This window comes from Streptomyces sp. NPDC032822 (genome assembly GCF_055578825.1).
The window spans coordinates 304472-331365 of record NZ_JBVIOL010000006.1; the positions used below are offsets into that span (position 1 = coordinate 304472).

Sequence of the window (26894 nt, forward strand, 5' to 3'; positions counted from 1 at the left end):
GGACGCGGCCGGGAACAGAACGCGAACAGAAGACGCGAACAGAAGACGGGACACCACGGGGAGTGCCTTCAGGTGGCCACAGCGGAGCCGACACGCGCCGACGACACCGACCCGGGCCCGGGTACCGGCCCGCGAATAGGGGTGCCCGCACCGGACACCGGGGATGACGGGAACGGCCGTAGACCCTCTTTCCGGCAGCGGTTCGGGACCGGCTTCCTCGCCCTGCGCGAGCGGCTCCTGCGGCACCCGGTCCTCTCCGTCACCGCGCTGTCCGGCGCGTTGCACATCGTCTGGTTCTTCACGTTCGCCAACAGTGGCGGCGACCTCGCGGCGCAGGACGCGTGGGCCGAGTTCGTCGGCCGGCATCCCGACTCCGCGTACAACCTGGCCTGGTACGGCGGGATGCACCCGGTGTCGTACAGCGTGGTGTCGCCGTATCTGATGTCGGTGCTCGGCGTCCGGACGACGATGATGATTGCGGGGACGGTCTCGGCCGGGCTGCTGACCATGGTCCTGATCCGCAGCCGCTCGGTGCGGAACCCGCTGTGGGCGTCGCTCGCGGGCGTGTTCGCGTTCCTGTGCAACGCGGCGTCGGGGCGGGTGACGTTCGGGCTGGGCACGATGTTCGCGCTGGGCGCGGTCGCGGTGGTGTTCTGCTGGCCGCACCGCTGGCGCTACAAACGCTGGGCGAAGGCGCTGTGCGCGGCCCCGCTGGCCGCGCTCGCGACGATGGCCTCGCCGGTGGCGGGCCTGTTCGTGGGGCTGGTGGCGGCGGCCCTGTTCCTGCAGAAGCGGCGGCCGGGCGCCTGGGCGCTGGGTATCGCGCCCACCGCGGTCGTCGCGCTGTCCGCCTGGCTGTTCCCGTTCTCCGGCACCCAGCCGATGAAGATCGGTTCGGTGGTCCTGCCGCTGGCCGCCGCGCTCGTGGTGCTCTTCCTCGTGCCGCGCGAGTGGAAGACGGTCCGGATCACGTCCGGGGTGTACGCCCTGGGGATCGTGCTGGTCTGGCTGGTCAGCTCGCAGATCGGCTCCAACATCTCGCGTCTGGCGATGCTGTTCGCGGGGGTGGCGCTGGTGGCCGCGCTGCCGTTCGCGGTGCCGCGCTCCCGCAAGTGGTACGCGATCGTGCTGGCCTTCGTCGGGTTCACCGGGTGGATCGGTTTCAAGTCGGTCGACGACGTCGTCCATACGACGCCGACGGCGTCCTGGGCGCGTGAGCTGGCGCCGCTGGTGAACGAACTCCAGCAGGTCGGCGCCGAGAAGGGCCGGGTGGAGGTCGTCCCGGCCCGCTCGCACCGCGAGGCGTCCGCGCTCGCGCCGTACGTCAACCTGGCCCGCGGCTGGAACCGCCAGGCCGACATGGAGCGCAACCCGCTCTTCTACGACGACACCCTCAACTCGGCGAACTACCACGACTGGCTGGCGCGTTGGGCCGTGCACTTCGTGGTGCTCCCGAAGGACGAGCCGGACGGCGACGGCGGCGAACGGGAACGGGAGCTGGTCCAGCGGGGCATGCCCTATCTGGAGCAGATCTGGGGCGACGCCAACTGGCAGTTGTTCAAGGTGACCGACCCGGCGCCGCTCGCCGAGCCGAACGCGGTCGTCGACCGGGCCGCGCAGGGCGAGATGACGATGCGGGTGAAGAAGGCGGGCCGGATCCTCATCCGTATCCCCTACTCGCCCTGGCTGAGCATCGTCGACGCCGAGGGCAACAAGCTGAAGCCCCCGCAGGAGACCGAGGCGTCCAAGGACCGCGCCGACGGCATGCCGAAGGCGTACGACAACGTCAACGGCTGCCTGTTGGAGACGGAGGAGGACGCGGACGGCGACAAGTGGACGATGCTGATCGCGCCCAAGGCGGGGACGTACCGGCTGGCGGCGCCGTACACCGTGCCGCGGGGCACCCCGTGTCCGGACGAGTTGAAGTGACCGTGAGCGGGCCGTGCGCCCCTGGGGCTCCACCCCTAGCCCCCCGGCCCTGCGCCCACCCACTGCCCGACTCGGTCAGAGAAAAGGGTGCCCTCGAAAAGAACCTTCAGCGCAGCCGGTCGACGTAGGTGTCCGTCCCCGCAATCGTCGGCACGAACGGTGCCAGTAGCTCCACCCTCCCCAGCCCGGACTCCTTGACCGCCTCCTCCAGCCCCGTGAAGTACGGGTCCCAGCACTCCCTGGGGTCTCTCTCCAGGAACCACAGCAGGGTCAGGCGGGTGTCGACGCCCTCGACCTGCTTGACGTACGACATGCGGTCGCCGGGGAGCGGGGTCGGGCGGAAGACGGTCACCAGGGCCGCCGGAGCCGGCACGTTGTCCCTGGGCGCCAGCCGTTTCGGGAGGTGGCGGGAGAGCAGCCACTCCAGCAACCGCGCGCGCTGCCCGGCGGATTCGGCGTCGACGACCTGGAGGACCAGGCCGGCGTAGGGGTGGTCGAGGGCGTGGAAGTCGCGCGGTCCGGCCGCCCCGTCCCGGTAGACGGTCGCCTCGTGGTCCTGGAAGGCCGTGAAGACGTGGGTGCGGTCGCGGTAGACGCGCCCGTCCCGGTTGAGGCGCTTGTTGATGCCGACGGTCCAGCGCATGTGGTCGTCGTAGCGGCCGTCGGTGATCCAGTACGTGGAGAGGTAACAGCCGGCGGTGACCGGTTCGGCGACGGCCGACTTCTCGGGGCGGCGCAGGAGTTGCAGGTCGCGGGTGGCGACCCAGCGGCGGCCGGCGTACATCCAGGGCATGGCCATCGCGCCGGCGTAGTAGTGGTCGTCCTCGTACCAGCGGTTGTAGGCGTACTCGTGGCCCGGGTGCGGTTCGACCATGGTGATCAGCGCGTGGCCGGGGTGGACTCCGTACGGTCCCAGGGCGGCCAGTTCGGCGTAGGTCTCGCTGCGGGTGTCCTCGGACTTGGACCCGGACCCGGACACGGGCTCGGACTCGGACTCGGACTCGGACATGGGTGCTTCCCTTCCGTCCTCCTGTGGTCGCCCATACTCTGACGCTCCGTCAGATAATGCGCCAGGGTCGGGAGGCTCTCATGTCACTGCTCGCGGGCAGGACCGTCGTCGTGTCGGGTGTCGGGGCCGGGCTCGGCCATCAGGTCGCGGCGGCCGTCGTACGGGACGGCGGGAACGCGGTGCTCGGTGCGCGGACCGAGGAGAACCTCGCCAAGAGCGCGGCCGAGATCGATCCGGACGGGGCACACACGGCGTACCGGGCGACGGATGTCACGGACGAGGGGCAGTGCGAGGCGCTGGTCCGGCAGGGGGTCGAGCGGTTCGGGCGGATCGACGCGGTGGTCCATGTGGCCGCCTGGGACAGCTACTTCGGCGGTCTGGAGGACGCCGACTTCACCACCTGGCAGTCGGTGATCGACGTGAACCTGCTGGGGTCGCTGCGGATGACGCGGGCGTGCCTGCCGGCGTTGAAGGAGCGCGGCGGGTCGGTGGTGTTCATCGGGACGCAGTCGGCGGTGGCGGCCCCGTCGCAGGTGCGGCAGGCGGCGTACGCGGCGTCGAAGGGGGCGCTGACGAGCGCGATGTACTCGCTGGCGCGGGAGCTCGGGCCGTACCGGATCCGTGTCAACACCGTGCTGCCGGGCTGGATGTGGGGGCCGCCGGTGCGGGCGTACGTGCGGTTCACGGCGGAGACGGAGGGGGTTGCGGAGGCGGAGGTGCTGGAGCGGCTGAGCGGGCGGATGGCGCTGCCCGATCTCGCCTCGGACGGCGATGTGGCGGACGCGGCGGTGTTCCTCGCCTCGGACCGGGCGCGGGCGATCACGGGGCAGTCGCTGCTGGTCAACGCCGGGGAGCTGATGCGCTGACCTGATCCTTTTCGGCCACCCCGACACCCCTTCAGGTTCAGGTACATGAACCGAGGACACCTCACCGAACAATTTTACGCCCTCTTGACCTTCCGCTTGCTTGCCGTGGGCATGGCACCGAATCCAGAGTTCACATGCCTGACCCGGGCCACGGACTCTGGAAGGAAGGGGGCACATGAACAGTCTCGACTGGGCCGTGCTCATCAGCTACTTCGGTGTGATGGTCGCGATCGGCATCTGGTCGCACAAGCGTGTGGACAACGTCAGCGACTTCTTCACCGCCGGCGGCAAGATGCCCTGGTGGCTCTCCGGCATCTCCCACCACATGTCGGGCTACAGCGCGGTCATGTTCACCGGGTACGCGGGCATCGCCTACACCTACGGCGTGACGTCCTTCGTGACCTGGTCCTTCCCGATCGCGCTCGGCATCGCCATCGGCTCGAAGCTGTTCGCCCCGCGCATCAACCGGCTGCGGTCACGGCTCCATGTGGCCTCGCCCCTCGAATACCTGAAGAACCGCTACGACCTGAAGACCCAGCAGGCCCTGGCCTGGTCCGGCATGCTGCTGAAGATCGTGGACGTCGGCGCGAAGTGGGCCGCCATCGCGACCCTGTTGTCGGTCTTCACCGGCATCTCGCTGAACCAGGGCATCCTCATCACCGGCAGCATCACGGCCGTCTACTGCACGATCGGCGGCCTGTGGGCGGACGCGCTCACGGAGTTGGGCCAGTTCGTCATCCAACTCCTCGCCGGTGTCGCGATGTTCATCGCGGTCGTGCTCAAACTCGACGACAAGGGCATCGGCTTCTTCGGCGCCTGGGACGAGCCGGAGCTCCAGGGCCACGGGGAACCGCTGGTGGGGCCGTACGGCACGGTCTTCCTGCTCGCCTTCCTCTTCATCAAGCTCTTCGAGTACAACGGCGGCATGCTCAACCAGGCCCAGCGCTACATGGCCACGTCCAACGCGCGGGAGGCCGAGCGCTCCGCGCGGCTGTCGGCGATCCTGTGGCTGGTGTGGCCCGTCGTCCTGTTCTTCCCCATGTGGATGTCACCGCTGCTGGTCGAGTCGCAGAAGCCGGACGGTTCCGACTCCTACGGCCTGATGACCGAACAACTGCTCCCGCACGGCCTGTTGGGGCTCGTCATCGTCGGATTCTTCTCGCACACCATGGCCATGTGCTCCTCCGACGCCAACGCCATCGCCGCCGTCTTCACCCGGGACTGCGCGCCGGTGGTGTGGCGCCGGGCACGGACCTGGAACGAGGGCCAGGGGCTGCGCGTCGCCCGGATCACGACGGTCGTCTTCCTCGGCCTGTCGATGGCGGCGGCCACCCAGGTCAACTCCCCCACGTTCAACGACATCATCACGGTCGTGATCAAGTGGGTGGCCGGACTGATGGGCCCGATGGCCATCCCGATGATGCTGGGCCTGCTGCGCCCGTTCCGCCGCTCCGGACCGACGGCGGCGCTGGTCAGCTGGTCGATGGGCCTGCTCGCGTTCTGGCTGGTGAACTACCCGATCAACTGGAACGTCGACGGCGGGGTCCCGCTCCAGTACCAGGTGTCGATCCCGCTGGCGGTCTCCCTCGTCCTGTACATCCTGATCGGCTTCCTGAAGCCGGAGGACACCCCGGAACGGCTCGCGATCATCGAGCGGATCAACACGGACGGGGACGACGACTCGGCGGCGGCGGCGATCCCGACGCCTGCCGGGCCGGCGGAGGACGTGGTGCGCATGGCGAAGGACTGAGCGCCCGAGGGGGCGGGCGGCCGTCCCCTCAGGCCCTCGGGTATCTGGCCAGCCAGCCCGGGGAGGATCCCGCCGGACCGTGCAGCGCCGGGCCCTGGGTCATCTCCATCGCGAAGTCGTCGGCCAGTTCCAGCAGGGTGGGACGGCCCTCCAGCTCGGCCAGCCAGGCCGGCGGGAGGGCCGTCTCGCCGTGCAGGGCACCCAGCAGGCCGCCGGTCAGGGCGCCGGCGGCGGCCGAGGGCCCGTCGTGGTTGACCGCCAGACACAGCCCGTGCCGTACGTCCTCCCCCACCAGCGCGCAGTACACGGCGGCGGCCAGCAGCCCGTCCGCCGAACCGTCGCCCATGAGCTCGCCCACCCGCGCCGGGGTGGGCATGCCCTGCCGTACGGCGCCCAGCGCGTGCTGCAGCCCGTCCGACACGCTCTGGTGCCCGGCACGGGCGGCGAGCAGGGCGAGCGCCCGCTGGACGCCGCTGTCGAGGCTCTCACCGAGGGCGAGCGCGTGCACGATCACGGCGTACGCGCCGGCCGACAGATAGGCGGCGGCGTGGCCGTGGCTCTGCGCCGCGCACTCCACGGCGAGCTGGACGACCAGTTGCGGCTCCCAGCCCACGAGCAGCCCGAAGGGCGCGGACCGGGCGGCGGCCTCGGGTCCGGCGTCGCCGGGGTTCTTGGGCCTGTCCAGCGTGCCCATGGTGTCGTCCCCGAAGCCGAGGAGCAGGGAGCGGGCCGGGTCCCTGCGCGCGTACAGCCACTCCTCCCGGGCCAGCCAGCCGTCGTCCTTGCGGCGCTCGTCGGGGCCCCAGTCGCGCTGGGTGGCGGCCCAGCGCAGATACGCCCGGTGCACATCGGTGGGCGGATGCCAGGCGCCGGTGTCGCGCCGCACCTGGGCGCGTATCAGCCCGTCCACGCTGAAGAGGGTGAGCTGCGTGAGATGCGTGACGGCACCGCGGCGCCCGTGCCCGAACCCGAGGTCGACGAGCCCCTCGGCCCCGTACGTCTCCCGGATCTCCTCCAGCCCGAGCCCGTCCACGGGCGCGCCCAGCGCGTCCCCGACGGCCACCCCGAGCAGGGTCCCCCGGACCCGCCCCCGAAAATCCTGCTGCTCGGCACGTCCCCAGACGGCCCCGGCTGTCGCACCCACCAAGACCTCCCTCTGGCACCCGTCCGCACGTACGACAGTTGTGCACTGTAATCGAACGCGAACGGTGTGTTCAGGGGGCGGATCGGAATGCCTGGAGTAGCAGTAATGATCGCGAATGAGCCAAAGTGGTCAGTTATCAGCCGTACCAGGTGCCCTCACGGATGTGGGGCGGGGCCCTTCTGGCTCAATAGGCATGCTGGTCCGCCGGATGCGGGAAAGATGACCGCCATGGCCACAACAACCTCACGTAACGCACTGACCCTTGCCGCCACCCTCCTCACCGGGACCGTCGCCCTCTACATGGCGCTCGTCGCCTTCGGGAACATCACGGACTTCGGTACGAACCAGCAGTTCGTCCAGCACGTGCTCGCCATGGATACGACCTTCAAGGACGACGACCTCATGTGGAGAGCCGTCACCAGCAAGGGACTTCAGGACGCGGCGTACGTCGCGATCATCGTGTGGGAGACGGTCGCCGCGCTGGTGCTCCTGTACGGGACCTGGCTGTGGGCGCGGAACGACGCCGGGGCCCGGCGGTTTTCGACATACGGGCTGCTCATGGTGATGCTGCTGTTCGGGGCCGGGTTCATCGCGATCGGCGGCGAGTGGTTCGCCATGTGGCAGTCCGGGGACTGGAACGGGCTGGACGCGGCGACGCGGGCGTTCCTGTTCAGCGGAGTCGTCCTGCTCGTCAACCACCTCCCGGCGGGGGCCGGTTCGGTCCGCTCCGACTAGGTCGTCCCAGGCGGCCCGGCAGGCCCAGCAGGCCCAGTAGGCCCAATAGTCCTAGCTATCGCCCTGCGACCGGCCCGAGTCCCGGTTCCGGCGGCCCGAGCGGCGCACCAGTTCGCCCGCCGTGAGCGTCACCGTCGCGATCACCCGCACCCAGCGCGGGCCGCCGCGGCTCGCCCACACGACACAGACGACACCTGCGACGACGAGCACGAGAAGGCAGGACAGGAACAGCAGGATCATCGTCGTCTACTCCACCACTCGTACGGTCGTGCCCGTCTCGCCGAACGTCCACAGCGCGTCCCCGTCGGCCGTCTTCATACGGATACCGCCCGTGCGGGCGCCCGCGGCCGGCGGGGGCGGCGAGGAGCCGTCCACGGCACTGGAGAAGGCGATGTTGACGCCTGACGCGGTGGCGAAATAGACGATGTGCTCGATCCGCACCCCGTCGGAACCCGTCGTCGCGTCCGTGCGGGTCCCCACGGTGTAGGTGCCCGCGGCGGGATCGACGGTGCCCTGCCAGACCGCGAACGTACGGCGGGCCGCGTCGCTCGCGTCGACGAGCCAGACCCGCTTCTGCCCGAGGGAGTAGACGATGCGCCGACCGGTGCCGGAGCCGTCCGGCACCGCGGCCGGTGCCTCGGACTTCGTGGGCGTGGGCTGCGCGCCCGTCGACGCCGAGGCGGTGGGTCGGGCGGCGCTCGCGGCCGGGTGCGGGCCCTTGTCCGCCTGCACGGTCAGGACGGTGACCGCCACGACCGCACCCACCGTCAGACCGGTCACCCAGACCCAGGAGGGAAGCCGTCGGGCAGGCACGGGCACGCATCTCCTCAGCTACAGGACCCCACACATCGGGGGTCCGATCATCGTACTGTGAGCCCGCCCGCCTCGGATCCCCTCACCCGGCCCCCCGAGACGCCCGCCACATCGTGTGCTCCCTGCTGATCGCCTCCTCCGCGTCCGAGACCTCCTGGGCCCAGGCGGCGGCGTCGGTCTGGTTCAGCCGGTCGTGGATGACGCTCAGCTCGGTGGCGGCGAAGGTGTAGGCGCGGCCCAGCGTCTCGTACTGCCGGACCGCGAACCACGCCGAACCGGCGCCCAGGACCGCCGCGAGGACACCGGCCAGGTCGAAGTGCAGGACATCGGTGAGCCGCAGGATCGCCGCGGTCAGGCCGAGCCCCTCGACGGCGATGAGCAGCAGCCGCCAGCGCCGCGCCCGGACGACGTTGGCCTGTGCCTTCGTCGTGTACCACTGGAGCTGGTCCTCGACCCGGTGCTTTATGTACGTCTGTTTCCGGACGGCGAAGTCCAAGCCGCGCAGGTCGTTCATCGCGTCCGTGACGGCGGCCGAGCCCATCGGGGTGAGGCTCGTGGCGGGAGCCTCCCGCAGCAGGTCGCGCAGCCGCGCGAGGAAGCGGAGCTGGGCCTCGGCCAGGGACAGGTCGGCCGGGAAGGGGGCGCCGCCCACCGCGTAGCGCCAGGCGAGGGTCTTCGTGGACTCGGCCAGGGCCCGGCCGTCGTACCAGGCCTGCTCGGGGCGCTCGGCCAGCAGCCAGACCTCCACGAGGAGCGTCGCCACGAACACGGCGACCAGGGCGAGGAAGGCCGCCTGATGGTTCAGGATCCCGCACACCGCGGCGCCCACCGCCAGCACCAGCCGCCACTTCGTGCCCCGGATGTGACGCCGCTGGCCGGTCAGCGACGCGGTGTCCGCGGAGCGGAACACCACGGGCAGATCCTTGTCGCGCAGCCCGTCGGCCGCCGTCGTGCCGCTCACGGTCCGTCCCCCTCGCCATCTGATCAAGCGCCCAACAGGCTCTTTCTACCGCCTGGTTGACGTCTGGTCGACAGCGAGGGAGGGACCGCTCCCCGTTCCGCTCAGTCCAGCACCGGCAACAGTTCCGGCAGTTGGCCGTCCGACGCCGTCGCCGCCCGCTGCCGTTCCTCGGACACCTCGCCGTACAGCGTGGTGCGCGGGCGGGCCGGGCGGCCCGCCGTCTCCGCGACCTCGATCAGGTCCTTGACGGACTTGTAGGAGCCGTAGGAGGAGCCCGCCATACGGGAGATGGTCTCCTCCATCAGAGTGCCGCCGAGGTCGTTCGCGCCGGAGCGGAGCATCTCGGCCGCGCCCTCCGTGCCCAGTTTCACCCAGCTGGTCTGGATGTTGGGGATCCACGGGTGGAGGAGGAGCCGGGCCATCGCCGTGACCGCCCGGTTGTCCCGCATGGTGGGGCCGGGGCGCGCGATACCCGCCAGGTACACCGGGGCGTTGGTGTGGATGAAGGGCAGGGTGACGAACTCCGTGAAGCCGCCGGTGCGTTGCTGGATCCCGGCCAGGGTGCGCAGGTGGCCGAGCCAGTGGCGGGGCTGGTCGACATGGCCGTACATCATCGTGGAACTCGACCGGATGCCCAGTTCGTGGGCGGTCGAGACGACCTCGATCCAGGTCGCCGTCGGGAGTTTGCCCTTGGTGAGGATCCAGCGGACCTCGTCGTCGAGGATCTCGGCGGCCGTGCCCGGGATGGAGTCGAGGCCCGCCTCCTTCGCGGCGGTCAGCCACTCGCGGATCGACAGGCCGGTCCGGGTCGCGCCGTTGACGACCTCCATCGGCGAGAAGGCGTGGACGTGCATGCCGGGGACGCGTTCCTTCACCGCCCTGGCTATGTCGAAGTACGCCGTGCCGGGCAGGTCGGGGTGGATGCCGCCCTGCATGCAGACCTCCACCGCGCCCACCTCCCAGGCCTGTTGGGCACGGTCGGCGACCTGGTCCAGGGAGAGGGTGTACGCGTCGGCGTCGGTGCGGCGCTGTGCGAAGGCGCAGAAACGGCAGCCGGTGTAGCAGACGTTGGTGAAGTTGATGTTCCGCGTGACGATGTACGTGACGTCGTCGCCGTTCACCGACCTGCGGACGTCGTCGGCGATCCGGCAGAGGGCGTCCAGGGCCGGGCCGTCCGCGTGCAGCAGGGCGAGGGCCTCGGCGTCGGTGAGGCGGGTCGGGTCGTCGGCCGCCGTGGCGAGCGCCTGGCGTACGTCGGTGTCGATGCGCTCCGGGACCATGCCGGGGGCGGCGGCCTCGCGCAGGGCGCCCCAGTCGCCGTAGACCTCGTCGAAGTCGTCGCGGCGGTCGGACGTACGGCCCTCGGTGTCGATGGTGCGGTGCAGGTCGGTGCGACCGGACGCCTCGAAGACCTCCTCCGGCTCCTGCCACGGGCGGCCCTCGACGACCGCGTCGGGCAGGGCGAGGCCGGTCTCCGGGTCGGCCAGCGCGCGGACGTGCGGACGCAGCCGCGGGTCCAGCCAGGGTTCGCCGCGCCGGACGAACTCCGGGTACACGCAGAGACGTTCCCTCAGCTCGAACCCGGCGGTCGCGGAGCGTGCGGCGAGCTCCTCGATCTGCGGCCAGGGGCGCTCGGGGTTGACGTGGTCGATGGTCAGCGGGGAGACGCCTCCCCAGTCGTCGATGCCCGCGCCGATCAGCCGCTCGTACTCCGAGTCGACGAGGTTGGGCGGCGCCTGGAGACAGGCGGCCGGGCCCATGATGTGCCGGGCGACGGCGATGGTGGCGACGAGTTCGTCCAGTTCCGCGTCCGGCATGCCGCGCATCGCGGTGTCCGGCTTGGCGCGGAAGTTCTGGATGATCAGTTCCTGGACGCCGTGGTACGACCGCGACACGCGCCGCAGCGCGAAGAGGGAGTCGGCGCGCTCCTCGTAGGTCTCGCCGATCCCGATGAGGATGCCGGACGTGAAGGGGACGGAGGAGCGGCCGGCGTCCTCCAGGACGCGCAGCCGCACCGCCGGTTCCTTGTCCGGGGAGCCGTGGTGGGGGCCGCCGGGCTCGGACCAGAGCCGGGTAGCCGTCGTCTCCAGCATCATGCCCATGCTGGGCGCGACGGGCTTGAGACGCTGGAAGTCCGTCCAGGTCATCACCCCGGGGTTGAGGTGGGGCAGCAGGCCCGTCTCTTCCAGGATGCGGATGGAGATGGCCCGGACGTAGGCGATGGTGTCGTCGTAGCCGTGCGCGTCGAGCCACTCGCGCGCCTCGGGCCACCGGTCCTCCGGCTTGTCGCCGAGGGTGATCAGGGCTTCCTTGCAGCCGAGGGCGGCGCCCTTGCGGGCCACGTCGAGCACCTCGTCCGGGGACATGAACATGCCGTGGCCGGCCCGGCGCAGCTTGCCGGGGACGGTGACGAAGGTGCAGTAGTGGCACTTGTCCCGGCACAGCCGGGTGAGGGGGATGAAGACGCTCTTGGAGTACGTGATGACACCGGGGCGGCCCGCCGCCTCCAGGCCCGCGTCCCGCACCCGGGCGGCGGACGCGGTGAGGTCGTCGAGGGCCTCGCCGCGGGCCTGGAGCAGCACCGCGGCCTCGGAGGCGTCGAGGGCGACGCCGTCACGGGCGCGTTTGAGGGCGCGACGCATGGAGTTCTCGGTGGGGCCGGGGCGGTCGGCGGGTCCGGTTCCGGAGGTCGCGGAGGTCGTCATCCTTTGAGCATACGATCGCGCTCCGCTGGTTCAGCAGGGTCGGGGGGTGAGGGAGGGGCGCGGCTCGTGACCGGGTGCGGGTCTGTTGTGGCTGGTCGCGCCCACGCGGCGGAGCCGCAGATCGACACAGCCCCGCGCCTCTGGGGTGGGTGGTGGCCCCTCGCTTACGAGTACTGGGCGTATTCGTCCAGCAAGGGCAGCACCTCGTCCTCCCCCGTCGGTGGCAGCTGGACCACGACCTCCTCGATGCCCAGCTCGGCGTAGTGGGCGAGTTTGCCGGGGGTCGGGAAGACGGCGTACGGGACGAACTGGAGGGCGGCCGGATCGCGGCCCGCGTCCGCCCAGGCGGCCCGCAGCACGGGCAGGGACTCCGTCAGGCCGCGTCCGCCGATCGGCAGCCAGCCGTCGGCGTACTCGCTGATGTGTGCGAACAGTTTCGGCCCGGCCGCGCCACCGACCAGCGTGCGGGGGCCGGTCACCGGGCCGCGCGGCTTCTGTACCGGCTTGGGGTACGCGAAGCTCGCCCGGACGCTCCCGAACTCCCCTTCGTACGCGGTCGGTTCGTCCGCCCACAGGGCGCGCATCAACGCCATCCGGTCCTGGACCAGTTCGCGTCGGGTACGCCACTCGACGCCGTGGTCGGCGGCCTCCTCGACGTTCCAGCCGAAGCCGAGGCCGAGGGTGAACCGGCCACCGGACAGGTGGTCCAGCGTCGCGATCTGCTTGGCGAGGTCGACGGGGTCGTGCTGGGCGACCAGGGTGATGCCGGTGCCGAGGCCGAGCCGCTCGGTGACCGCGGCGGCCTGGCCGAGCGCCACGAAGGGGTCCAGGGTGCGGCCGTACTCGGGCGGCAGCTCGCCTCCGGCCGGGTACGGGGTGGTCCGCTCGACGGGGATGTGCGTGTGCTCGGGCAGGTACAGCCCGGCGAACCCGCGCTGCTCCAGCTCACGGGCGAGCCGGGTCGGGGTGATCGTCTCGTCGGTGAGGAAGATCGTCACGGAGATACGCATGGCCCATCTGTACCGGGCCGCACCGGATCTGTCCATACCGACCGGTCGGCACAGTTCGGTCAGGTTCTTCGGTCAGGTTCAGGGAATGCGCCAATTCCCCCGCTCTTTCCACGGCGGTCACACGCGTCCGGCACGGTGGTGGCATGTGTGACGCCCATGACGACGACCACGTCCACCCCGGCGACGGCGTCGCGAGACGCGCGCTCTTCGTGACGGGAGCCGCCGCCGCGCTCACCTCGGCCGGCGTGAGCTTCGCCGCCGCCGAGGACGGCGGCCAGGAGACGCGGACGGTGCGCGGCACCCTGCCCACCGGCTCCCCCGACTTCGTGTACGTACCCGTCGAAGTCCCTTCCGGGGTACGGGAGATCAGGGTCGCGTACACCTACGACCGGCCGTCCGTCCCGGCCGGCACCACCGGCAACGCCCTCGACATCGGCATCTTCGACGAACACGGCACCGACCTGGGCGGAAAGGGCTTCCGGGGCTGGTCGGGAGGCGCCCGCACCGAGTTCTTCCTCCGCGCCGACGAGGCCACACCGGGCTATCTCCCGGGACCCGTGCGGGAGGGCACCTGGCACATCGCGCTCGGCCCGTACACGGTCGCCCCGCAGGGACTGTCGTACGAGATCACGGTCACGCTGACCTACGGCGCACCCGGCGCCGTCGTCCGGCCGACGTACCCGCCACCGCGCGCGAGAGGCCGGGGCCGTGCCTGGTACCGCGGGGACTGCCATCTGCACTCCTGGTACTCCGACGGCCGCCGCACCCCCGCCGAGATCGGGGCGCTGGCCCGCGCGGCCGGCCTGGACTTCATCAACTCCTCGGACCACAACACGCATGCGGCGCACGCACATTGGGCCGATGTGGCGGGCGAGGACCTGCTGGTGCTGCTCGGCGAGGAGATCACCACCAGGAACGGCCATGTGGTCGCCCTCGGGACGGACCCCGGCACGTTCGTCGACTGGCGCTACCGGGCCCGCGACAACCGCTTCGGCCGCTTCGCCCGGCAGATCCGCCGCGCGGGCGGACTGGTCGTCCCGGCCCACCCGCACGCCACCTGCATCGGCTGCAACTGGAAGTTCGGGTTCGGCGAGGCGGACGCGGTGGAGGTGTGGAACGGGCCGTACACGCCGGACGACGAGGTGGCGTTGGCGGACTGGGACGGGATGCTGGTGGCCGGGGTGCGCTCCGGTGCCCGGACCTGGCTCCCGGCGATGGGCGGCAGCGACGCCCACCGCGACCCGGACGCGGTCGGGCTCCCCCAGACGGTGGTCCTGGCCGACGACCTGACCCGGGAGGCGATCCAGGAGGGCATCCGGGCCGGGCGCTCGTACGTCGCCGAGTCGAAGACCGTGTCCCTCGTCTTCACGGCGTCCGGTGGGCGCGGCGAACACGCGGGCGTCGGCGAGCGGTTGGACGTCGACCGCGACACCCCGGTCACCATCCGCGTCGAGGCCACCGGCGCCCCGCGCCGCACGGTCCGCCTCGTCACCGACCAGGGCGTCCTGTTCACCGGCGGCCCGCTGCCGGTGTCGGGTGCGGGGACCTTCGAGTGGCGTACGACGGCTGCCTACGCGGCGTACGTCCGGGCGGAGTTGCGGCACGAGACGGCGGCGGGGCCGCTGCCGGGGGCCTTGGCGGCGTTCACGAACCCGATCTTCCTGGGGCGGGCGTAGGCCGGGTCAGTTCCGCGGGGGGCGCGAGGTGCGTGCCCGCTCCAAGTGCTTCACCTCGATGATCGTCGCCACGGCCCCCAGCCAGCGGGCCGCCGCCTCGTCGGCGGGGGCGCCGCCCGCGAGGTGCGTGGCGGTTTCCAGCCAGTCGCGGACGAGCCCGGCCGCCTCGGGGCGCGGCAACGGCTCGGGCAGCTCGGCGGCGTACGCCAGTCCCCCGGCCCGGACCACCTCGGCGAGGAAGGCCACCGAGCGCGGCTGGGTGCCGAGCCGGTCGAGCCTGACCGCGGCGGCGGCGGCACCGTCGCCGAAGAGGGCGGTGCGGCGGGGGCCGGGGTCGGCGGTGAGGCCGTAACGCAGCAGGACGTCGACGTCGAACCCGGCCAGTTCGTCGTCGGTGTGGGACGGGTGGGACGCGTCGGAGGGCGTGTTCATCTCGGGCCTCGGCTCAGCTGACGGTGACGGTGTAGGTGACCCGCTCGGGCTCGGACGGGGCGGTGGACGCGGATGCCGTGGAGGAAGGGGAGGAAGAAGAGGAAGGGGAGGCAGGGGCAGCGGTCGAGGTGGCCGGGGTGTTGCCGTCGCCTCCCCCGTCGCAGGGTGCGGCGAAGGTGCAGTGCAGCAGCACGATCTCGGTGCTGCCCTTGCCGGTGGCCTCGAAGGTGAAGGTGAGTTCGCTGCCCGCGCCGGGCACCGGCTGTTCGTCGCCGGAGTCCGACGCGCTCCGGTGGCCCCGGCTGCGGACCACCGAGGTGTCGGGCTCGGGGGCGGCCAGGGACCAGCGCTCGCGGGTGGAGGCGTTCTCCTCGACGGTGAGGGTGAAGCGCTCACCGACCTGCGCGGAGATGCTGTGGTCCTGGGTGGGGTGGCTGGAGGGTTCGTCGGTACCCGGGTCGGCGGTGTCCTTCCCGCACCCCGTGACGAGGGCGGCGAGCGCGAGGAACGCGACCGCGACGGACGCCGTACGAATGGTGGAGTTCACTGTGCGCATTCCCTCGGCACTAGTACTGGGACAGGACCGAGGGCCGCTCGGCGAAGGTCGGCATCGTCGTCGTCAGGGCGCTGTCGTCCGCGTCCACGCCCGCGACCCGGGTCTCGACGAGGACGTCGCTGCCGGTGTACGCGCCCTTGGCCAGGCGCAGTTTGTCGGCGAGTTCGTGCAGGGCGTCCTCGATGGTGCGGGCCTCCGCCGTCCAGGCCGCGGCGTAGGAGTTGAACGCCTCGGCGGAGTCGGCGCCGCCCAGGGTGTCCGTCGCGTAGCAGGCCCGGGAGTCGATCGCGGTACGGATCTTCCCGGCGTCGTCGCCGGCGCCGTTCAGCTCCTTCGCCTGGCCGGTGAGGCCGCTCTTCTTCAGGGCGAAGTCCGGCGCGGCCGTGTCCTGTGAGGTGGTCATCGTCATCCCCCGTTGATCGTAGGGCCTGGGCCGGCAGGGCCTAGGCCGGGACGTACACGCTGTACGCGTCGTCGAGTTCGCCGTTCGACGCCTTGCCCATGTGGCCGTTGACGAAGTCGTCCTCGCTGACCCAGGTGGTGGTGCCCCAGGGGTTGTAGATCTGGAGCATGTCGCCCTCCTAGCCGATGATGGTCATCGCGTGGGCGCCGTCGTCGCTCTTGACGTCGACCGGGACCGGCTTGCCCTCCGCGACCGCCTTCTCCACCTCGGCCAGGACCTGCCTGCGCTCGTCGGCGCTGTTCATGTCGTGGCGCCGGTAGTCGTCGCCGGTGGCGCCGCCGATGGCGTCGTCGGCGATGCGTTCCTGGCCCTCGGGGCCCATGCCGGTCCACTTCTCGCCGCCGTCGCCCTCGGTGTGCAGCCGGTGCTGTTCCTCCACCAGGCGCCGCTTGAAGGCCTCGGGGTCGTCCTCCTGGCCGCTGGGGCCGCCGGTGAGTTCGAGGGCGTAGAGCGGGTCGACCATGGCGCGTGCGGTGACGGTGGAGGAGGCCACGCAGGTGCCCTCCGAGCCGTCGCCGCCCTGCACCCATTTCTGGCCGTTGAACAGCTGGTCGTCGATGTTGACGTTGGACCCGTTGGCGTTCGTGCCCTCGTTGTCCAGGCTGTCGCCCCGGGTGGTGATCGGCGAGAGGTGGCTCTGCAGCCACGCCGGGTCCTTGCCCCGGATCTTGTACGCGAACTCGTCGATCTCGTCGACGCCGCGGCCCGCGGCGAGGGCCTTCATGAGGTACGCCTTCTCCTGCGGGGAGGAGGTGTCCGCCATGAGCAGTTCCATGCGGGCCCGGTCGTCCTCCGGGAGGTTCTCCAGGGCGCGGCCCGAGCGCTCCAGCTCGTTGGCGCTGAGGATCTCGTTGTACTCGGCCTCGCCGTTCACGCCGCCGGCGTCGGCGAGCATCAGCCGGTCGACCGGGGAGAGTTCGTCGGTGTCCAGCTTCCCGGCGCGGGCCTCGGTGGCCCACTTGTTGAGGTCCCGGGCGGCGACCCGGCGGGCCTCACCGGCGGCGAGGACGGCCTTCCGCATCAGGCCGACGCCGTAGGAGGCGAAGTGGGCGGCGCTCTTCCGGTCCCACTCCTCCTCGTCGTTCTCGCGCAGGTTGTCGAGGAAGCCCTCGCGGTCGCCGCCCATCTCCGTCAACGCCTGCTTCAGCTTGCCCCGGCCCTCGCTGTCCTGGTTCTGGGCCTCGCCGAGCGCGTCGGCCAGGACGATCAGCGCCCGGGACCCGCCCTCGAAGGCCTCCGCCATCTCCGACACCGCCCGCGTCACCGCGCTCACCGCGTCCTGGGCGAGGACGCTCGTGTCGCCGACCCAGACCTCCGGGAGCCCCTTGCGGGCCACCCGGTCCACCCGTTCGCCCAGGCCCATGACCTCGTCGAGCTGCTCGCGGTACCGCCGGCCCAGCGATTCCAGTGTGGCCGGTTCGCCCTCCGGCGGGTGCTCCGAGAACGCCAGGTCGATCAGGTCCAGCAGATCGTTCTTGCTGCCGGCCTTCAGCATGCGTTCGCCCAGTCCCGCCAGCCGCTCGGCCCGCTCGGTCGCGGACTCGTTCGCCCGTCGCAAGACTCCTGCCATCGCCGGCCCCGTTCCCCCGTTTTCCGGCCCCGCGCTACCGAATCCGGCAACCCGGCCTCCGCTGCGGGGCGTTGAACATGATCATGCCCGCGGGACGCTAACACGGTCCGGACATGTACACGCCGGGAGACCACATGCCTCGCACACGCCTCGCACAGCATCCCCGCGACGGGAACGGTCACGTGCCTGCCGGGTGCCTGCTCGGCCGCCGCCCGGCTCCCCTACTCGACCGCCTCGGCGGCGAGGTCCGCGACCACGGCCGCATGGTCCGAGGGCCATACGCCGTCCACGGGGCCGTCGCCCGCCCGCCGCACCACCCGCACCCGGCCGAGCCCGCCGGGTCCGGGCCGCCCCACGTGGACGTAGTCGATCCGCACGTTCGGCCAACCGCTGGACGCGACATAGGGGTTGTCGGCGAGCCAGGTCGCGGAGGGGGCGGCCGGGTCGGCGTACTCCCAGGCGTCGAAGAGGACTTGGCCAGGAACGGCGGGGGCCGTGCGGTAGCCGCCGAAGAGGCGGATCTCGTCGGAGTCCGGCCAGGCGTTGAAGTCGCCGGTGACGACGGGTGGGAACGGGGTGTCGCCGTGGTGGCGGGCAACGAACTCGGCGAGCGCGGTGACCTGGCGGCAGCGGACGTCCGACGCGTGAAGGGGTGAGGTGAGGTGGGTGGTGAAGAAGGGGATCTCGTGGGAGGGCGTGCCGAGGCGGGCGTACAACGCGAGCCGCCCGTCGTCCAGTTCGGCGGGGGCCGGCAACGGCAGCACCTCGCTCGCCACGACCGGCCATCTGCTCAGCACCGCGTTGCCTATGTCGACGCCGTCGTCCCCGATGCGCTCCTGCCAGCGCTCGGGGGCGTGCGAGGGTGCCCAGGTCCAGTGCAGTCCGAGTTCGTCCGCGAGCCATCCGGCGAGGTTCTCCCCGCCCGCGGCCCACACCTCCTGGAGCCCGACGACATCGGGCCGCAGGCCCCGCAGTACGTCGAGGATCGCCTTCTGCCGCGCTTCCCAGGGCCCGAACCGCCACCACAGGTTCCAGGTCACGACCCGCATCCGCAGCCCCGTTCCTCGCGTTCCGACGCGTCGACGTCGCGCATCATTGAAGCAGCCGTACGCATGGCTCCGGCGTCCCTCGCGTGACAAAGGAGGGCGGGCCCACCGCCGACGTCCTGCCTTCCCGTGACGGTGGACGCGGTCACGCGGACGCCCTCCGAGCCGAGAGGTACCGGCGTCTCCTGGACAGCGTCGCAACCATGGCCCTCGGCCCGGAGAATTCCCGGGACCTGATCCGTTCTCTCGCCGAGAACCTCTGAAGGAGTCGAGATGTCCACTCCCCTCTGGCAGAAGTCGTCCTACTGCCAAGAAGGCGACGCCTGCGTCCACATATCCACCCCCACCACCGTCCACCTCACCGAAAGCGCCGACCCCTCCCGCGCCGTCCTCACCACCGGCCGTGCCGCCTTCGCCACCCTCCTCGACCTCCTCAAGGCATCCGCCACGAGGGACCTGAATCCGTGAGGTTCCGGGGCGTGTTGGTCGCCTTGTTCCTGCTGCCGCTGCTGTGGGGAGCGCTCTGTCTGCTGCGGGGCGGGGCCTCGTACGGCATTCCGGACTGCCCGGGGCTTGTGCTGGGGGAGGACGGTGAGGACCATCCCGGCCCCATGCGCCGGACCGACACCTGCGAGCTCTCCTACGACACCGACGGAGGCCGCACGGCCGGCACGAGCACCTACGAACAGCTGGAATACGCGCAGGAGTTGAAGCGCGAGGGCCTCTACCGCCAGGGGGCGCTGTTCACGCTGTACGGGGCGGCGGGGCTCGGGCTCGTCATCGCCGCCGCCCGGAAGCGCGAGCCCGCTCCCTAGCGGGCGGCCGGGACGTCAAACCCTGCCCCAGCCGGTCAGGTCCACGAGGAGATCGCAGTGCGGGTCGTCCGGGGCGGGCCGGCGGTACTGCCGCTCCTCGATGAGGCCGGGGATCGAGGCGATGAGCGCCGTGGACGCGTCGGTCAGGCGGATGTCGGTCCCGATGACGCCCGCGCCGCCGGGAGACTGCACGTACAAGCGCAGCAGGCTGTCGCTCCGCATCAGGAAGCCGACCAGGAAGGGGTGTTCGTCGTCGCCGGGGTCGGTCAGAGCGCGCAGGACGGTGAGTGCCTGCTCCTCTTCGGGCTCCAGGCCCGGATCCGGGGAGACCTCCTCCGGGCGGAGGCGGATGAGCGTCATCCCCATGGCCTCGCCGACGTCACCGCTGCCGTAGATCCGGGTGCCGGCCAGGACGGTGCGCAGAAGTCCAAGGCATGCATCACCCTTTTGGGGCACACCGTTGTACCGAGGGTGACCTGGAGCGCCCGGGACGTGGGGCCGCCCACTGCGGCACCATGAGGAGACAGCACTTCCACCCCACAGCACCTCCCACACTCAGGAGGCCCCGCCGCCATGTCCCGCCCTTCCGAGCAGAAGTACCGGATGGTCACGGCGTTCCAGCGCACCATCAACCCGCTCCTGCGCCGCCTCCCCACCCACACCGTCCTGGAGACCACCGGCCGCACCTCCGGGCTGCCGCGCCGGACCCCGCTGGGCGGCCGGCGTGTGGGGGACTCCTTCTGGCTGGTGTCCGAGTTCGGCGAGCGGTCCCAGTACGTGCGGAACATCAAGGCGGATCCGCGGGTCCGGGTGCGGCTGCGCGGCCGGTGGCACGAGGGGACGGCCCATCTGCTCCCCGACGACGACCCGGTCGCCCGGCTGCGGGGCCTGCCGCGGCTCAACAGTGCGGCGGTGCGGGTGATGGGGGCGGGGCTGCTCACGGTACGGGTGGATCTGGACGGCTGACCGGCACGAGGGCGGGACGTCGGCCTCATCTCCGGCGATACCGCCGCCCCCCTCGCCCTCGCCGTCACCCTCGGCCGTACCGTCCGCCGTCCTCACCCCCGGCCGCGGGCCGCCCTCGTCACCCCGGCCACACGATCGCCTGCACCTCGCTGTACGCGTGCAGCGCGTACGACCCCACGTCCCGTCCGACCCCGCTCCGTTTGAACCCGCCGAACGGCGCCTCCATGTTCCGTCCGACGGTGTTCACTCCGACCCCGCCCGCCCGCAGTCGACGCGCCACCCGGAAGGCGCGGGCCACGTCCGCCGACCAGACGTAGTCGATGAGGCCGTAGTCGGTGTCGTCGGCGAGTTCCACCCCCTCTTCCTCGTCGTCGAAGGGGATGACGGAGACGACCGGGCCGAAGATCTCCTCGCGGGTCACCCGCATGTCGGTGGTGCAGTCGGCGAGGAGGGTGGGGGCGACATAGAAACCGCGGTCGAGGGGCGGACGTTCGCCGCCCGCCACCACCACCGCGCCTTCCTTCCGGCCTAGTTCGACGTACGACTCGACCCGGTCCCGGTGTGCCGCCGAGATGACCGGGCCGACGACCGTGTCCCGCTCGCCCGGGTCGCCCACCTTCAACCGGCGGGCGTACCCGGCCAGTTGCTCGACGAGCCGGTCGTAGACGCCCCGCTGGGCGAGGACCCTGGTCGGTGCCGTGCAGATCTGGCCGCTGTAGAAGGAGAAGGTCGTGCCGATGCCGGCCACCGCGGAGCCGATGTCCGCGTCGTCGAAGACGAGCGCCGTGCCCTTGCCGCCCAGCTCCATCAGCTGGCGTTTCATGTCCCGGCCGCAGACGGCGGCGATGCGCTGGCCGACCGTCGTCGATCCGGTGAAGCTCACCATGTCGACGTCGGGGGACGCCACGGACTCCTCTCCCACCTCCGCCGACCGGCCCGAGACTACGTTCACGACGCCGCGCGGCACTCCGGCCGCCTCCAGCGCCTCGGCCATCCGGTAGACGGAGAGGGGGTCCTGCGGGGCGGGTTTCACCACCACGGTGTTGCCCATCGCGAGGGCGGGGGCGACCTTGCCGGCCGGGTTCGCCCAGGGGTTGTTGTAGGAGGTGATGCAGGTGACGACCCCTACGGGCTGCCGCACGGCCAGCGCGCCCATCACCGCCGCCCTGCCCATCGGTCCCGCCTCGTTGACCTGCGGCGGGATCGGCCACTCGGCGGGCTCCACGCGCGCGTAGCGCCGGAACCGGGCGGCGGCCACGCCGACCTGCATGGCCCGCGCGGTCGCCGTGGTCGCGCCGGTCTCCGCGCGGGCCAGCACGGTGTACGGCTCGACGCGGTCGCGGATGATGTCCGCGGCCCGGCCGAGGATCGCCGCCCGCTCCTCCGGCGCCGTACGCGACCACGGCCCGAAGGCCTCGCGGGCCGCGGCGCAGGCCTCGCGCACCTGATCACGCGAGGCCTCCGGTGCCAGGCCGACGGTCTCCTCGGTCGCCGGGTCGACGACCTCGTAGTGACCGCCGTCCGGTTCGACCCACGCCCCTCCGACGAACAGCCTTTGTCTCTCGCTCACTTGACGCTCCGGCGCCCGCTCCCGCGTCACCTGGTCGCCACCGTCCGGGTGTCCTGCCCCGAGCGCAGCACCTTCCCCGGTACGGCCCCGCTCACCACGTCGTCCCGGATCGCCTCGACGCCGTTGACCCACACGGCCCGGATCCCGATCGCCTTGGAGTCCAGGCGGGGGCTGTCACCCGGCAGGTCGTGCACCAGGGTGGCCGTGCCCGCCTCGATCCGCTCCGGGTCGAAGAGGACGAGGTCCGCATGGAAGCCCTCCTGGATCCGGCCCCGTTCGCGCAGCCCGAAGAGCCGCGCCGGGTCGTCGGTCAGCATCTTCACGGCCTGCTCCAGACCGGCCAGCTTCCGCCCGCGCAGACAGTCGCCGAGGAAGCGGGTGGTGTACGGGGCTCCGCACATCCGGTCCAGGTGCGCGCCGGCGTCCGACCCGCCGAGCAGGACGTCCTCGTGCTGCCAGGTCTCGGCGCGCAGGGCCCAGGACGCCGGGTCGTTGTCGGTGGGCATGGGCCACAGGACCGTCCGCAGGTCGTCGGCCGCGCAGATCTCGACCAGGCACTCGAACGGCTCCTGTCCGCGTTCCGCCGCGATGTCCCGCACGACCCGTCCGCTCAGGCCCCGGTTCGTCTCGCTGTACGTGTCGCCGATGACGTACCGCCCGAAGTTGGCCAGCCGCCGGAAGACGCCCGCCTCCTTGGAGCCGGCCCGCTCCAGCATCTGGGCCCGTACCTCCGGGTCGCGCAGTTTCGCGAGCCGCTCCGGGACGGGCAGGCCGAGGATCGGGCCCCACCCGGGGATGAGGTTCAGGGCGCAGAACGTGCCCAGGGACATGTTCATCGGCGTGAGGATCGGCATGGTCAGCGCCACCACCCTGCCGCCCGCCTTGCGCGCCTGTTCACTCGCGAGCAACTGCCGGGGCACCCGCTCGGGGACGGACGCGTCGATGGTCAGGACGTTCCAGTTCAGGGGGCGTCCGGCCGCCGCGCTCATCTCCACGAACAGGTCGATCTCGGCGTCGCTGAACTGGTCGAGGCAGCCCGCGACGATCGCCTCGATCTGGGTGCCCTCGTGTTCCCCGACCGCCTTCGACAGGGCCAGCAGTTCGGCGGGGCGCGCGTGCCGGGAGGCGACGGGCTGTCCGTCGCCGTCGGAGTGGGTGGACGACTGGGTGGTGGACAAGCCCCAGGCGCCGGCGTCCATCGCCTCGTGGAACAGCCGGAGCATCTGGGCGAGTTGCTCCTCGCTCGGCTGCCCGCCGACGGCCTCCGCCCCCATCACATACCGTCGCAGCGCACAATGCCCCACCATGAAGCCCGCGTTGACGGCGATCCGTCCCTCCAGCGCGTCCAGGTACTCGCCGAACGAACTCCAGCTCCAGGGCGCCCCCTCCTCCAACGCCACCAGCGACATCCCCTCCACCTTCGACATCATCCGCCGGGTGTAGTCGGCGTCCGAGGGGCGCTCCGGGTTCAGCGGCGCGAGCGTGAATCCGCAGTTCCCGGCGGCCACGGTCGTCACCCCGTGGTTGAGGGAGGGCGTCGCGTAGGGGTCCCAGAAGAGCTGGGCGTCGTAGTGCGTGTGCGGATCGACGAAACCGGGGGTGAGGACGAGGCCGTGCGCGTCCTCGGTGCTGCGGGCCTCCTCGGTGACGGTACCGATGACGGCGATACGGCCGTCACGGATGCCGAGGTCGGCGGTGTACGAGGGCGCGCCGGTCCCGTCCACGACGGTCGCGCCTCTGATGACGTGATCAAGCATGGGGTTCCCTCCTCGAACTCCGGCCCGGTGCACCTGCCTAGGGGCGCGGGGCCGTGTCACTGTGCGGCTCCGCCGCGTGGGCGCGACAAGCCACGACGAACCCGCACCCCGCGACGGCGACTACGTGGCGGCTCGGAACCGGGACGTCCGGTGGACGGGATCCGTGTCGATCTTCGGAATCACGTGCTCCCCGATCAACCGGATCGTCTGCAACGTCTCCTCCTTGGGCACCCCCACCGGCAACCCGAAGCTCAACTGGTCCGCCCCGGCCTGCTCCCACCGCTTGCACTGCCGGACCACCTCGTCGGGATCCCCGCAGATCAGCAACTCCTCCTCGATGAGGAGCTCGACGAACTCGGCGTTGTACTCGGGCAGCGTCTCCGGCCACACCGGGAACCCCTCGGGGCGAGGGAACGTGTCGTGGTACCGGAACACCAGCGAGGGCAGGTAGTGCAGTCCCCCGTTCACGGCGACCTGGATCGCCTCGTCGTGCGTGGGCGCGCAGATCGCCGTCGTCGTCACCATCACGTTGTCGTTGACGAAGTCCCCGATGGGCTCGGCGTCCACGACCGCGGTCTTGTACTGCTCAAGGACCCACTCCATGTCGGAGACCTTCTGCACGCTGAAGCCGAGGACCCCGAGGCCCTTCTTCGCTGCCATGGCGTACGAGGGCGGCGAGCCGGCGGCGTACCACATGGCGGGGTGGGACTTCCCGTACGGCTTCGGCAGGATCTTCCTCGGGGGGAGCTGCCAGTGCTTGCCCTGGAACCCGACGTACTCGTCCTGGAGCCACATCTTGGGGAACTCGGCGATGGTCTCTTCCCAGATCTCCTTGGTGTAGTTCATGTCGGTCACGCCCGGTATGAACCCGAGGATCTCGTGGGATCCGGCGCCCCGCCCGCTGCCGAACTCGAAGCGGTTCTCGGTGAGATGGTCGAGCATGGCGACCTTCTCGGCGACCTTCACCGGGTGGTTGACCTGGGCGAGCGGGTTGAAGATGCCGGAGCCGAGGTGGATCCGCTCGGTGGCGTGCGCGAGGTAGCCGAGGAAGACGTCGTTGGCGGAGAGGTGCGAGTACTCCTCCAGGAAGTGGTGCTCGGAGGCCCAGGCGTACTTGAAGCCGGACTTGTCCGCCTGGATGACGTACTCGGTCTCCTCCATCAGCGCCTTGTGCTCGGCCAGCGGGTCGGTCTCGGCGCGCTTGCCCACATATCCCTGTACAAAGAGCCCGAATTCCAAGGAGGTTCACCGTCCCCACGGTCAGTTCCGATAGTTCCGAACGGTCACTTCTGACGGATCGTCAGATTCATGGGTCCGACTGTTCCACCGGCCACCGGGAGCGTCAATAGCTGACGTTCCATCAGAAACGCCGGTCACAGGACACTGACGCCCGCCAGCCAGCCCCCGTCGATCACGAACGGCTGGCCGGTGATGTACGAGGAGTCCTCGCAGGTGAGGAAGAGTGCGAGCCGCGCCACCTCCTCGGGCCGGCCGATCCGTCCGAGCGGCACGAGCTTGCGGTAGAAGCGGTCGAGGGCGCGTGAGGCCTCCTCGGTGTCCGCCGCCCCGCTCGGGTCCAGATGGGCCGGGTTGGACATCGCGGTGTCGATGGCGCCGGGACACATCGCGTTGACCCGGATGTTCCGGGCGGCCAGCTCCAGGGCGGCGACCCGGGTGAGTCCGAGGATGGCGTGCTTGCTGGCCGCGTAGGCGCCGACGGCCGCCATGCCGGTCACGCCGGTGTAGGAGGCGGTGTTGACGATCGTGCCCCCTTCGGACATCCGGGCGGCCACGGTCTTGATGCCGAGGAAGCAGCCGACCTGGTTGACCTCGACGATCCGCATGAACTCGTCGAGGGGGGTGTCGAGGAGGGTGTTGAAGCGCAGGATGCCGGCATTGTTGACCAGCCCGTCGACCCGGCCGTGCCGGTCCATGACGCCGTCGACCGCGGACCGCCAGTCGCCCTCCCGGCTGACGTCGAGATGGACGTACAGGGCGCCGAGTTCCTTGGCGAGGTCCTGGCCCTGGTCGTCGAGGACGTCCGCCACGACGACCTCGGCGCCCTCCGCGCGGAACAGCCGGGCCTCCTGCTCCCCCTGACCTCGTGCCGCGCCGGTGACCAGGACGACCCGCCCGTCGAGCTTGCCCATGCCGAACCCCTTCGCATCGCACCGCTGGTGTCCAGCATCGTAACTCCGCATCTGACGACACGTCAGATAGCGGTTGCGGATTGCTCCGCGTTGCGGCAGCACACCTCAAGTGACTTGCAAGTAGGGATATTTGACTCTGTCGTCCACCCATGAAGAACCCCAATACTCCTCCAAGGAAAAGCAAAGCCACCCCCAAGGACGGAGCACCCCCATGGCCAAGAGGAGACTACGGAACAGGAAAGTGCGGTACATCGCGATCGGCGCGGCCCTGGCGACCGGCGGAGCCGTCGTCGCCATGCTGCCGTCGGCGAACGCGGCCGACGCGAAGACACCGGACCAGATCATGCGGATGTGCGAGAGGTCCGCGGTGGTGAGCGGAAAGCAGCGGTCGGTGAGGGACTTCGGGGGCGCCTTCGCGGACGGTTTCGAGGCCGACAACTGCGACTACGTCGAGACCAAGTTCGAGACCTTCGACGGCCCCACCGAGAAGGCGTCCATCGATTTCCCCAACTGTGAACCGAACGCCACCGAACCGGCGAAGGTCTCCCTCACCTGGTCGGCGACCGCGGCGCAGGGACAGGGCACCTACAAGGCGACCCAACAGGGCGGCGGCGGTGGCCTCTTCGGATTCCTCAGCGGATCCTGGCTCAAGCACAAGGGCACCCTCGACATGACCGTGGAGTCGGCGACGGCGGGCGACACGGAACAGCGCGACGTGCCGGTCGGCAAGGTGCTCCACATGGAGTTCACGCCGAAGATGCAGCGGATGACCGGCGAATGGCGGGTGCGTGTCGACGCCAACCCCGGCAGCTTCGCCGTGAACCCCTCCCCCGAGCAGAACTTCGTGGCGCCGGAGGTCGTCGAGGGCCCCGTCATCCTGCCCGGCGCGGCCGGTGCTCCCGGGATCGCGGACGGCACCGCCAAGCCGGTCCTTGAGGACTGCTGACCCCCGACCACCAGCCCGTTCACGC

27 protein-coding genes are annotated in these 26894 nt (G+C 71.0%); 9 read left to right on the plus strand and 18 right to left on the minus strand.

Annotation, left to right across the window (positions count from 1 at the left end; all coding sequences use genetic code 11):
* The first annotated feature begins 72 nt into the window (after window positions 1-72).
* Entirely contained in the window at window positions 73-1929 is a 1857-nt protein-coding gene (locus tag ACZ5VD_RS19440; protein WP_468549025.1) for an MFS transporter, read from the plus strand.
* Between the two features lie 106 nt (window positions 1930-2035).
* Here the strand turns inward: ACZ5VD_RS19440 and ACZ5VD_RS19445 are convergent, their stop codons facing one another.
* On the minus strand, window positions 2036-2938 hold the full coding sequence (locus tag ACZ5VD_RS19445; protein WP_468549026.1) for a hypothetical protein: 903 nt from the start codon (window positions 2936-2938) through the stop codon (window positions 2036-2038).
* 80 nt (window positions 2939-3018) lie between these two features.
* Between ACZ5VD_RS19445 and ACZ5VD_RS19450 the strand changes: the two genes are divergently transcribed.
* Complete coding sequence (locus tag ACZ5VD_RS19450; protein ID WP_468549027.1) at window positions 3019-3804, plus strand: SDR family oxidoreductase; 786 nt, start codon at window positions 3019-3021, stop codon at window positions 3802-3804.
* Between the two features lie 175 nt (window positions 3805-3979).
* On the plus strand, window positions 3980-5554 hold the full coding sequence (locus ACZ5VD_RS19455) for a sodium:solute symporter family protein (RefSeq protein WP_468549028.1): 1575 nt from the start codon (window positions 3980-3982) through the stop codon (window positions 5552-5554).
* Between the two features lie 28 nt (window positions 5555-5582).
* On the opposite strand, the gene ACZ5VD_RS19460 is transcribed toward ACZ5VD_RS19455, so the two are convergent.
* Complete coding sequence (locus tag ACZ5VD_RS19460) at window positions 5583-6698, minus strand: ADP-ribosylglycohydrolase family protein (protein ID WP_468549029.1); 1116 nt, start codon at window positions 6696-6698, stop codon at window positions 5583-5585.
* Window positions 6699-6926: 228 nt separating this feature from the next.
* Between ACZ5VD_RS19460 and ACZ5VD_RS19465 the strand changes: the two genes are divergently transcribed.
* Window positions 6927-7433, plus strand: a complete 507-nt coding sequence (locus ACZ5VD_RS19465) for a DUF2165 domain-containing protein (protein ID WP_468549030.1) — start codon at window positions 6927-6929, stop codon at window positions 7431-7433.
* A 51-nt stretch (window positions 7434-7484) separates the two neighbouring features.
* Here ACZ5VD_RS19465 and ACZ5VD_RS19470 read toward each other — a convergent pair whose 3' ends face one another.
* The 5 genes from ACZ5VD_RS19470 to ACZ5VD_RS19490 form a co-directional block, all read right to left on the minus strand.
* Window positions 7485-7673, minus strand: coding sequence for a hypothetical protein (locus ACZ5VD_RS19470; RefSeq protein WP_468682783.1), 189 nt, complete (start codon window positions 7671-7673; stop codon window positions 7485-7487).
* A gap of 6 nt (window positions 7674-7679) precedes the next feature.
* The gene (locus tag ACZ5VD_RS19475; RefSeq protein ID WP_468682784.1) at window positions 7680-8252 is read right to left on the minus strand and encodes a hypothetical protein; all 573 of its coding nucleotides are present in this window, start codon (window positions 8250-8252) and stop codon (window positions 7680-7682) included.
* Window positions 8253-8328: 76 nt separating this feature from the next.
* Window positions 8329-9207 (minus strand): DUF4231 domain-containing protein, encoded by an 879-nt coding sequence (locus ACZ5VD_RS19480; RefSeq protein WP_468682785.1) that lies wholly within the window; start codon window positions 9205-9207, stop codon window positions 8329-8331.
* Between the two features lie 101 nt (window positions 9208-9308).
* The gene (locus ACZ5VD_RS19485; protein ID WP_468549034.1) at window positions 9309-11912 is read right to left on the minus strand and encodes a bifunctional FO biosynthesis protein CofGH; all 2604 of its coding nucleotides are present in this window, start codon (window positions 11910-11912) and stop codon (window positions 9309-9311) included.
* A gap of 164 nt (window positions 11913-12076) precedes the next feature.
* Window positions 12077-12922, minus strand: a complete 846-nt coding sequence (locus ACZ5VD_RS19490) for an LLM class F420-dependent oxidoreductase (protein ID WP_468682786.1) — start codon at window positions 12920-12922, stop codon at window positions 12077-12079.
* A gap of 143 nt (window positions 12923-13065) precedes the next feature.
* On the opposite strand from ACZ5VD_RS19490, the gene ACZ5VD_RS19495 reads away from it, so the two are divergent.
* The gene (locus tag ACZ5VD_RS19495) at window positions 13066-14598 is read left to right on the plus strand and encodes a CehA/McbA family metallohydrolase (protein ID WP_468549036.1); all 1533 of its coding nucleotides are present in this window, start codon (window positions 13066-13068) and stop codon (window positions 14596-14598) included.
* A gap of 6 nt (window positions 14599-14604) precedes the next feature.
* Here ACZ5VD_RS19495 and ACZ5VD_RS19500 read toward each other — a convergent pair whose 3' ends face one another.
* From ACZ5VD_RS19500 to ACZ5VD_RS19525, 6 genes are all read right to left on the minus strand, one after another.
* Window positions 14605-15030 carry a hypothetical protein gene (locus ACZ5VD_RS19500; RefSeq protein ID WP_468549037.1) on the minus strand — a complete coding sequence of 142 codons (426 nt, stop codon included), beginning with the start codon at window positions 15028-15030 and terminating at the stop codon, window positions 14605-14607.
* Between the two features lie 13 nt (window positions 15031-15043).
* Entirely contained in the window at window positions 15044-15577 is a 534-nt protein-coding gene (locus tag ACZ5VD_RS19505; protein WP_468682787.1) for a protease inhibitor I42 family protein, read from the minus strand.
* Between the two features lie 19 nt (window positions 15578-15596).
* Window positions 15597-15989 carry a type VII secretion target gene (locus tag ACZ5VD_RS19510; protein WP_468549039.1) on the minus strand — a complete coding sequence of 131 codons (393 nt, stop codon included), beginning with the start codon at window positions 15987-15989 and terminating at the stop codon, window positions 15597-15599.
* 40 nt (window positions 15990-16029) lie between these two features.
* Window positions 16030-16158, minus strand: a complete 129-nt coding sequence (locus ACZ5VD_RS19515; protein WP_468682788.1) for a hypothetical protein — start codon at window positions 16156-16158, stop codon at window positions 16030-16032.
* A 9-nt stretch (window positions 16159-16167) separates the two neighbouring features.
* A complete protein-coding gene (locus tag ACZ5VD_RS19520; protein WP_468682789.1) occupies window positions 16168-17619 on the minus strand; it encodes a peptidoglycan-binding protein in 1452 nt (483 codons plus the stop codon).
* A 221-nt stretch (window positions 17620-17840) separates the two neighbouring features.
* Entirely contained in the window at window positions 17841-18668 is an 828-nt protein-coding gene (locus ACZ5VD_RS19525) for an endonuclease/exonuclease/phosphatase family protein (RefSeq protein ID WP_468682790.1), read from the minus strand.
* Window positions 18669-18938: 270 nt separating this feature from the next.
* On the opposite strand from ACZ5VD_RS19525, the gene ACZ5VD_RS19530 reads away from it, so the two are divergent.
* Window positions 18939-19133 (plus strand): DUF397 domain-containing protein, encoded by a 195-nt coding sequence (locus ACZ5VD_RS19530; protein WP_468549042.1) that lies wholly within the window; start codon window positions 18939-18941, stop codon window positions 19131-19133.
* An 11-nt stretch (window positions 19134-19144) separates the two neighbouring features.
* The gene (locus tag ACZ5VD_RS19535; protein ID WP_468682791.1) at window positions 19145-19480 is read left to right on the plus strand and encodes a hypothetical protein; all 336 of its coding nucleotides are present in this window, start codon (window positions 19145-19147) and stop codon (window positions 19478-19480) included.
* A 15-nt stretch (window positions 19481-19495) separates the two neighbouring features.
* Here ACZ5VD_RS19535 and ACZ5VD_RS19540 read toward each other — a convergent pair whose 3' ends face one another.
* On the minus strand, window positions 19496-19936 hold the full coding sequence (locus ACZ5VD_RS19540; RefSeq protein ID WP_468682792.1) for a hypothetical protein: 441 nt from the start codon (window positions 19934-19936) through the stop codon (window positions 19496-19498).
* Window positions 19937-20053: 117 nt separating this feature from the next.
* Between ACZ5VD_RS19540 and ACZ5VD_RS19545 the strand changes: the two genes are divergently transcribed.
* Window positions 20054-20446: a nitroreductase/quinone reductase family protein gene (locus tag ACZ5VD_RS19545; RefSeq protein ID WP_468549045.1), complete on the plus strand. Its 393-nt coding sequence runs from the start codon at window positions 20054-20056 to the stop codon at window positions 20444-20446.
* Between the two features lie 118 nt (window positions 20447-20564).
* On the opposite strand, the gene ACZ5VD_RS19550 is transcribed toward ACZ5VD_RS19545, so the two are convergent.
* From ACZ5VD_RS19550 to ACZ5VD_RS19565, 4 genes are all read right to left on the minus strand, one after another.
* Window positions 20565-22016: an aldehyde dehydrogenase family protein gene (locus ACZ5VD_RS19550; protein ID WP_468549046.1), complete on the minus strand. Its 1452-nt coding sequence runs from the start codon at window positions 22014-22016 to the stop codon at window positions 20565-20567.
* A 26-nt stretch (window positions 22017-22042) separates the two neighbouring features.
* On the minus strand, window positions 22043-23773 hold the full coding sequence (locus ACZ5VD_RS19555; protein ID WP_468682793.1) for an N-acyl-D-amino-acid deacylase family protein: 1731 nt from the start codon (window positions 23771-23773) through the stop codon (window positions 22043-22045).
* A gap of 120 nt (window positions 23774-23893) precedes the next feature.
* Window positions 23894-25012, minus strand: coding sequence for an LLM class flavin-dependent oxidoreductase (locus tag ACZ5VD_RS19560; protein WP_468549048.1), 1119 nt, complete (start codon window positions 25010-25012; stop codon window positions 23894-23896).
* A gap of 134 nt (window positions 25013-25146) precedes the next feature.
* Window positions 25147-25923 (minus strand): SDR family NAD(P)-dependent oxidoreductase, encoded by a 777-nt coding sequence (locus ACZ5VD_RS19565; protein WP_468549049.1) that lies wholly within the window; start codon window positions 25921-25923, stop codon window positions 25147-25149.
* 211 nt (window positions 25924-26134) lie between these two features.
* On the opposite strand from ACZ5VD_RS19565, the gene ACZ5VD_RS19570 reads away from it, so the two are divergent.
* Window positions 26135-26869 carry a hypothetical protein gene (locus ACZ5VD_RS19570; protein WP_468682794.1) on the plus strand — a complete coding sequence of 245 codons (735 nt, stop codon included), beginning with the start codon at window positions 26135-26137 and terminating at the stop codon, window positions 26867-26869.
* The last annotated feature ends 25 nt before the right edge of the window (window positions 26870-26894 follow it).

What these genes read in the sequence shown, in the direction of transcription:
- ACZ5VD_RS19445 (WP_468549026.1), bottom strand. Translation starts at nt 2,938, where the DNA reads ATGTCCGAGTCCGAGTCCGAGTCCGAGCCCGTGTCCGGGTCCGGGTCC.
- ACZ5VD_RS19450 (WP_468549027.1), top strand. Translation starts at nt 3,019, where the DNA reads ATGTCACTGCTCGCGGGCAGGACCGTCGTCGTGTCGGGTGTCGGGGCC.
- ACZ5VD_RS19455 (WP_468549028.1), top strand. Translation starts at nt 3,980, where the DNA reads ATGAACAGTCTCGACTGGGCCGTGCTCATCAGCTACTTCGGTGTGATG.
- ACZ5VD_RS19465 (WP_468549030.1), top strand. Translation starts at nt 6,927, where the DNA reads ATGGCCACAACAACCTCACGTAACGCACTGACCCTTGCCGCCACCCTC.
- ACZ5VD_RS19470 (WP_468682783.1), bottom strand. Translation starts at nt 7,673, where the DNA reads ATGATCCTGCTGTTCCTGTCCTGCCTTCTCGTGCTCGTCGTCGCAGGT.
- ACZ5VD_RS19485 (WP_468549034.1), bottom strand. Translation starts at nt 11,912, where the DNA reads ATGACGACCTCCGCGACCTCCGGAACCGGACCCGCCGACCGCCCCGGC.
- ACZ5VD_RS19490 (WP_468682786.1), bottom strand. Translation starts at nt 12,922, where the DNA reads ATGCGTATCTCCGTGACGATCTTCCTCACCGACGAGACGATCACCCCG.
- ACZ5VD_RS19495 (WP_468549036.1), top strand. Translation starts at nt 13,066, where the DNA reads ATGTGTGACGCCCATGACGACGACCACGTCCACCCCGGCGACGGCGTC.
- ACZ5VD_RS19500 (WP_468549037.1), bottom strand. Translation starts at nt 15,030, where the DNA reads ATGAACACGCCCTCCGACGCGTCCCACCCGTCCCACACCGACGACGAA.
- ACZ5VD_RS19510 (WP_468549039.1), bottom strand. Translation starts at nt 15,989, where the DNA reads ATGACCACCTCACAGGACACGGCCGCGCCGGACTTCGCCCTGAAGAAG.
- ACZ5VD_RS19515 (WP_468682788.1), bottom strand. Translation starts at nt 16,158, where the DNA reads ATGCTCCAGATCTACAACCCCTGGGGCACCACCACCTGGGTCAGCGAG.
- ACZ5VD_RS19520 (WP_468682789.1), bottom strand. Translation starts at nt 17,619, where the DNA reads ATGGCAGGAGTCTTGCGACGGGCGAACGAGTCCGCGACCGAGCGGGCC.
- ACZ5VD_RS19525 (WP_468682790.1), bottom strand. Translation starts at nt 18,668, where the DNA reads ATGCGGGTCGTGACCTGGAACCTGTGGTGGCGGTTCGGGCCCTGGGAA.
- ACZ5VD_RS19530 (WP_468549042.1), top strand. Translation starts at nt 18,939, where the DNA reads ATGTCCACTCCCCTCTGGCAGAAGTCGTCCTACTGCCAAGAAGGCGAC.
- ACZ5VD_RS19545 (WP_468549045.1), top strand. Translation starts at nt 20,054, where the DNA reads ATGTCCCGCCCTTCCGAGCAGAAGTACCGGATGGTCACGGCGTTCCAG.
- ACZ5VD_RS19555 (WP_468682793.1), bottom strand. Translation starts at nt 23,773, where the DNA reads ATGCTTGATCACGTCATCAGAGGCGCGACCGTCGTGGACGGGACCGGC.
- ACZ5VD_RS19565 (WP_468549049.1), bottom strand. Translation starts at nt 25,923, where the DNA reads ATGGGCAAGCTCGACGGGCGGGTCGTCCTGGTCACCGGCGCGGCACGA.
- ACZ5VD_RS19570 (WP_468682794.1), top strand. Translation starts at nt 26,135, where the DNA reads ATGGCCAAGAGGAGACTACGGAACAGGAAAGTGCGGTACATCGCGATC.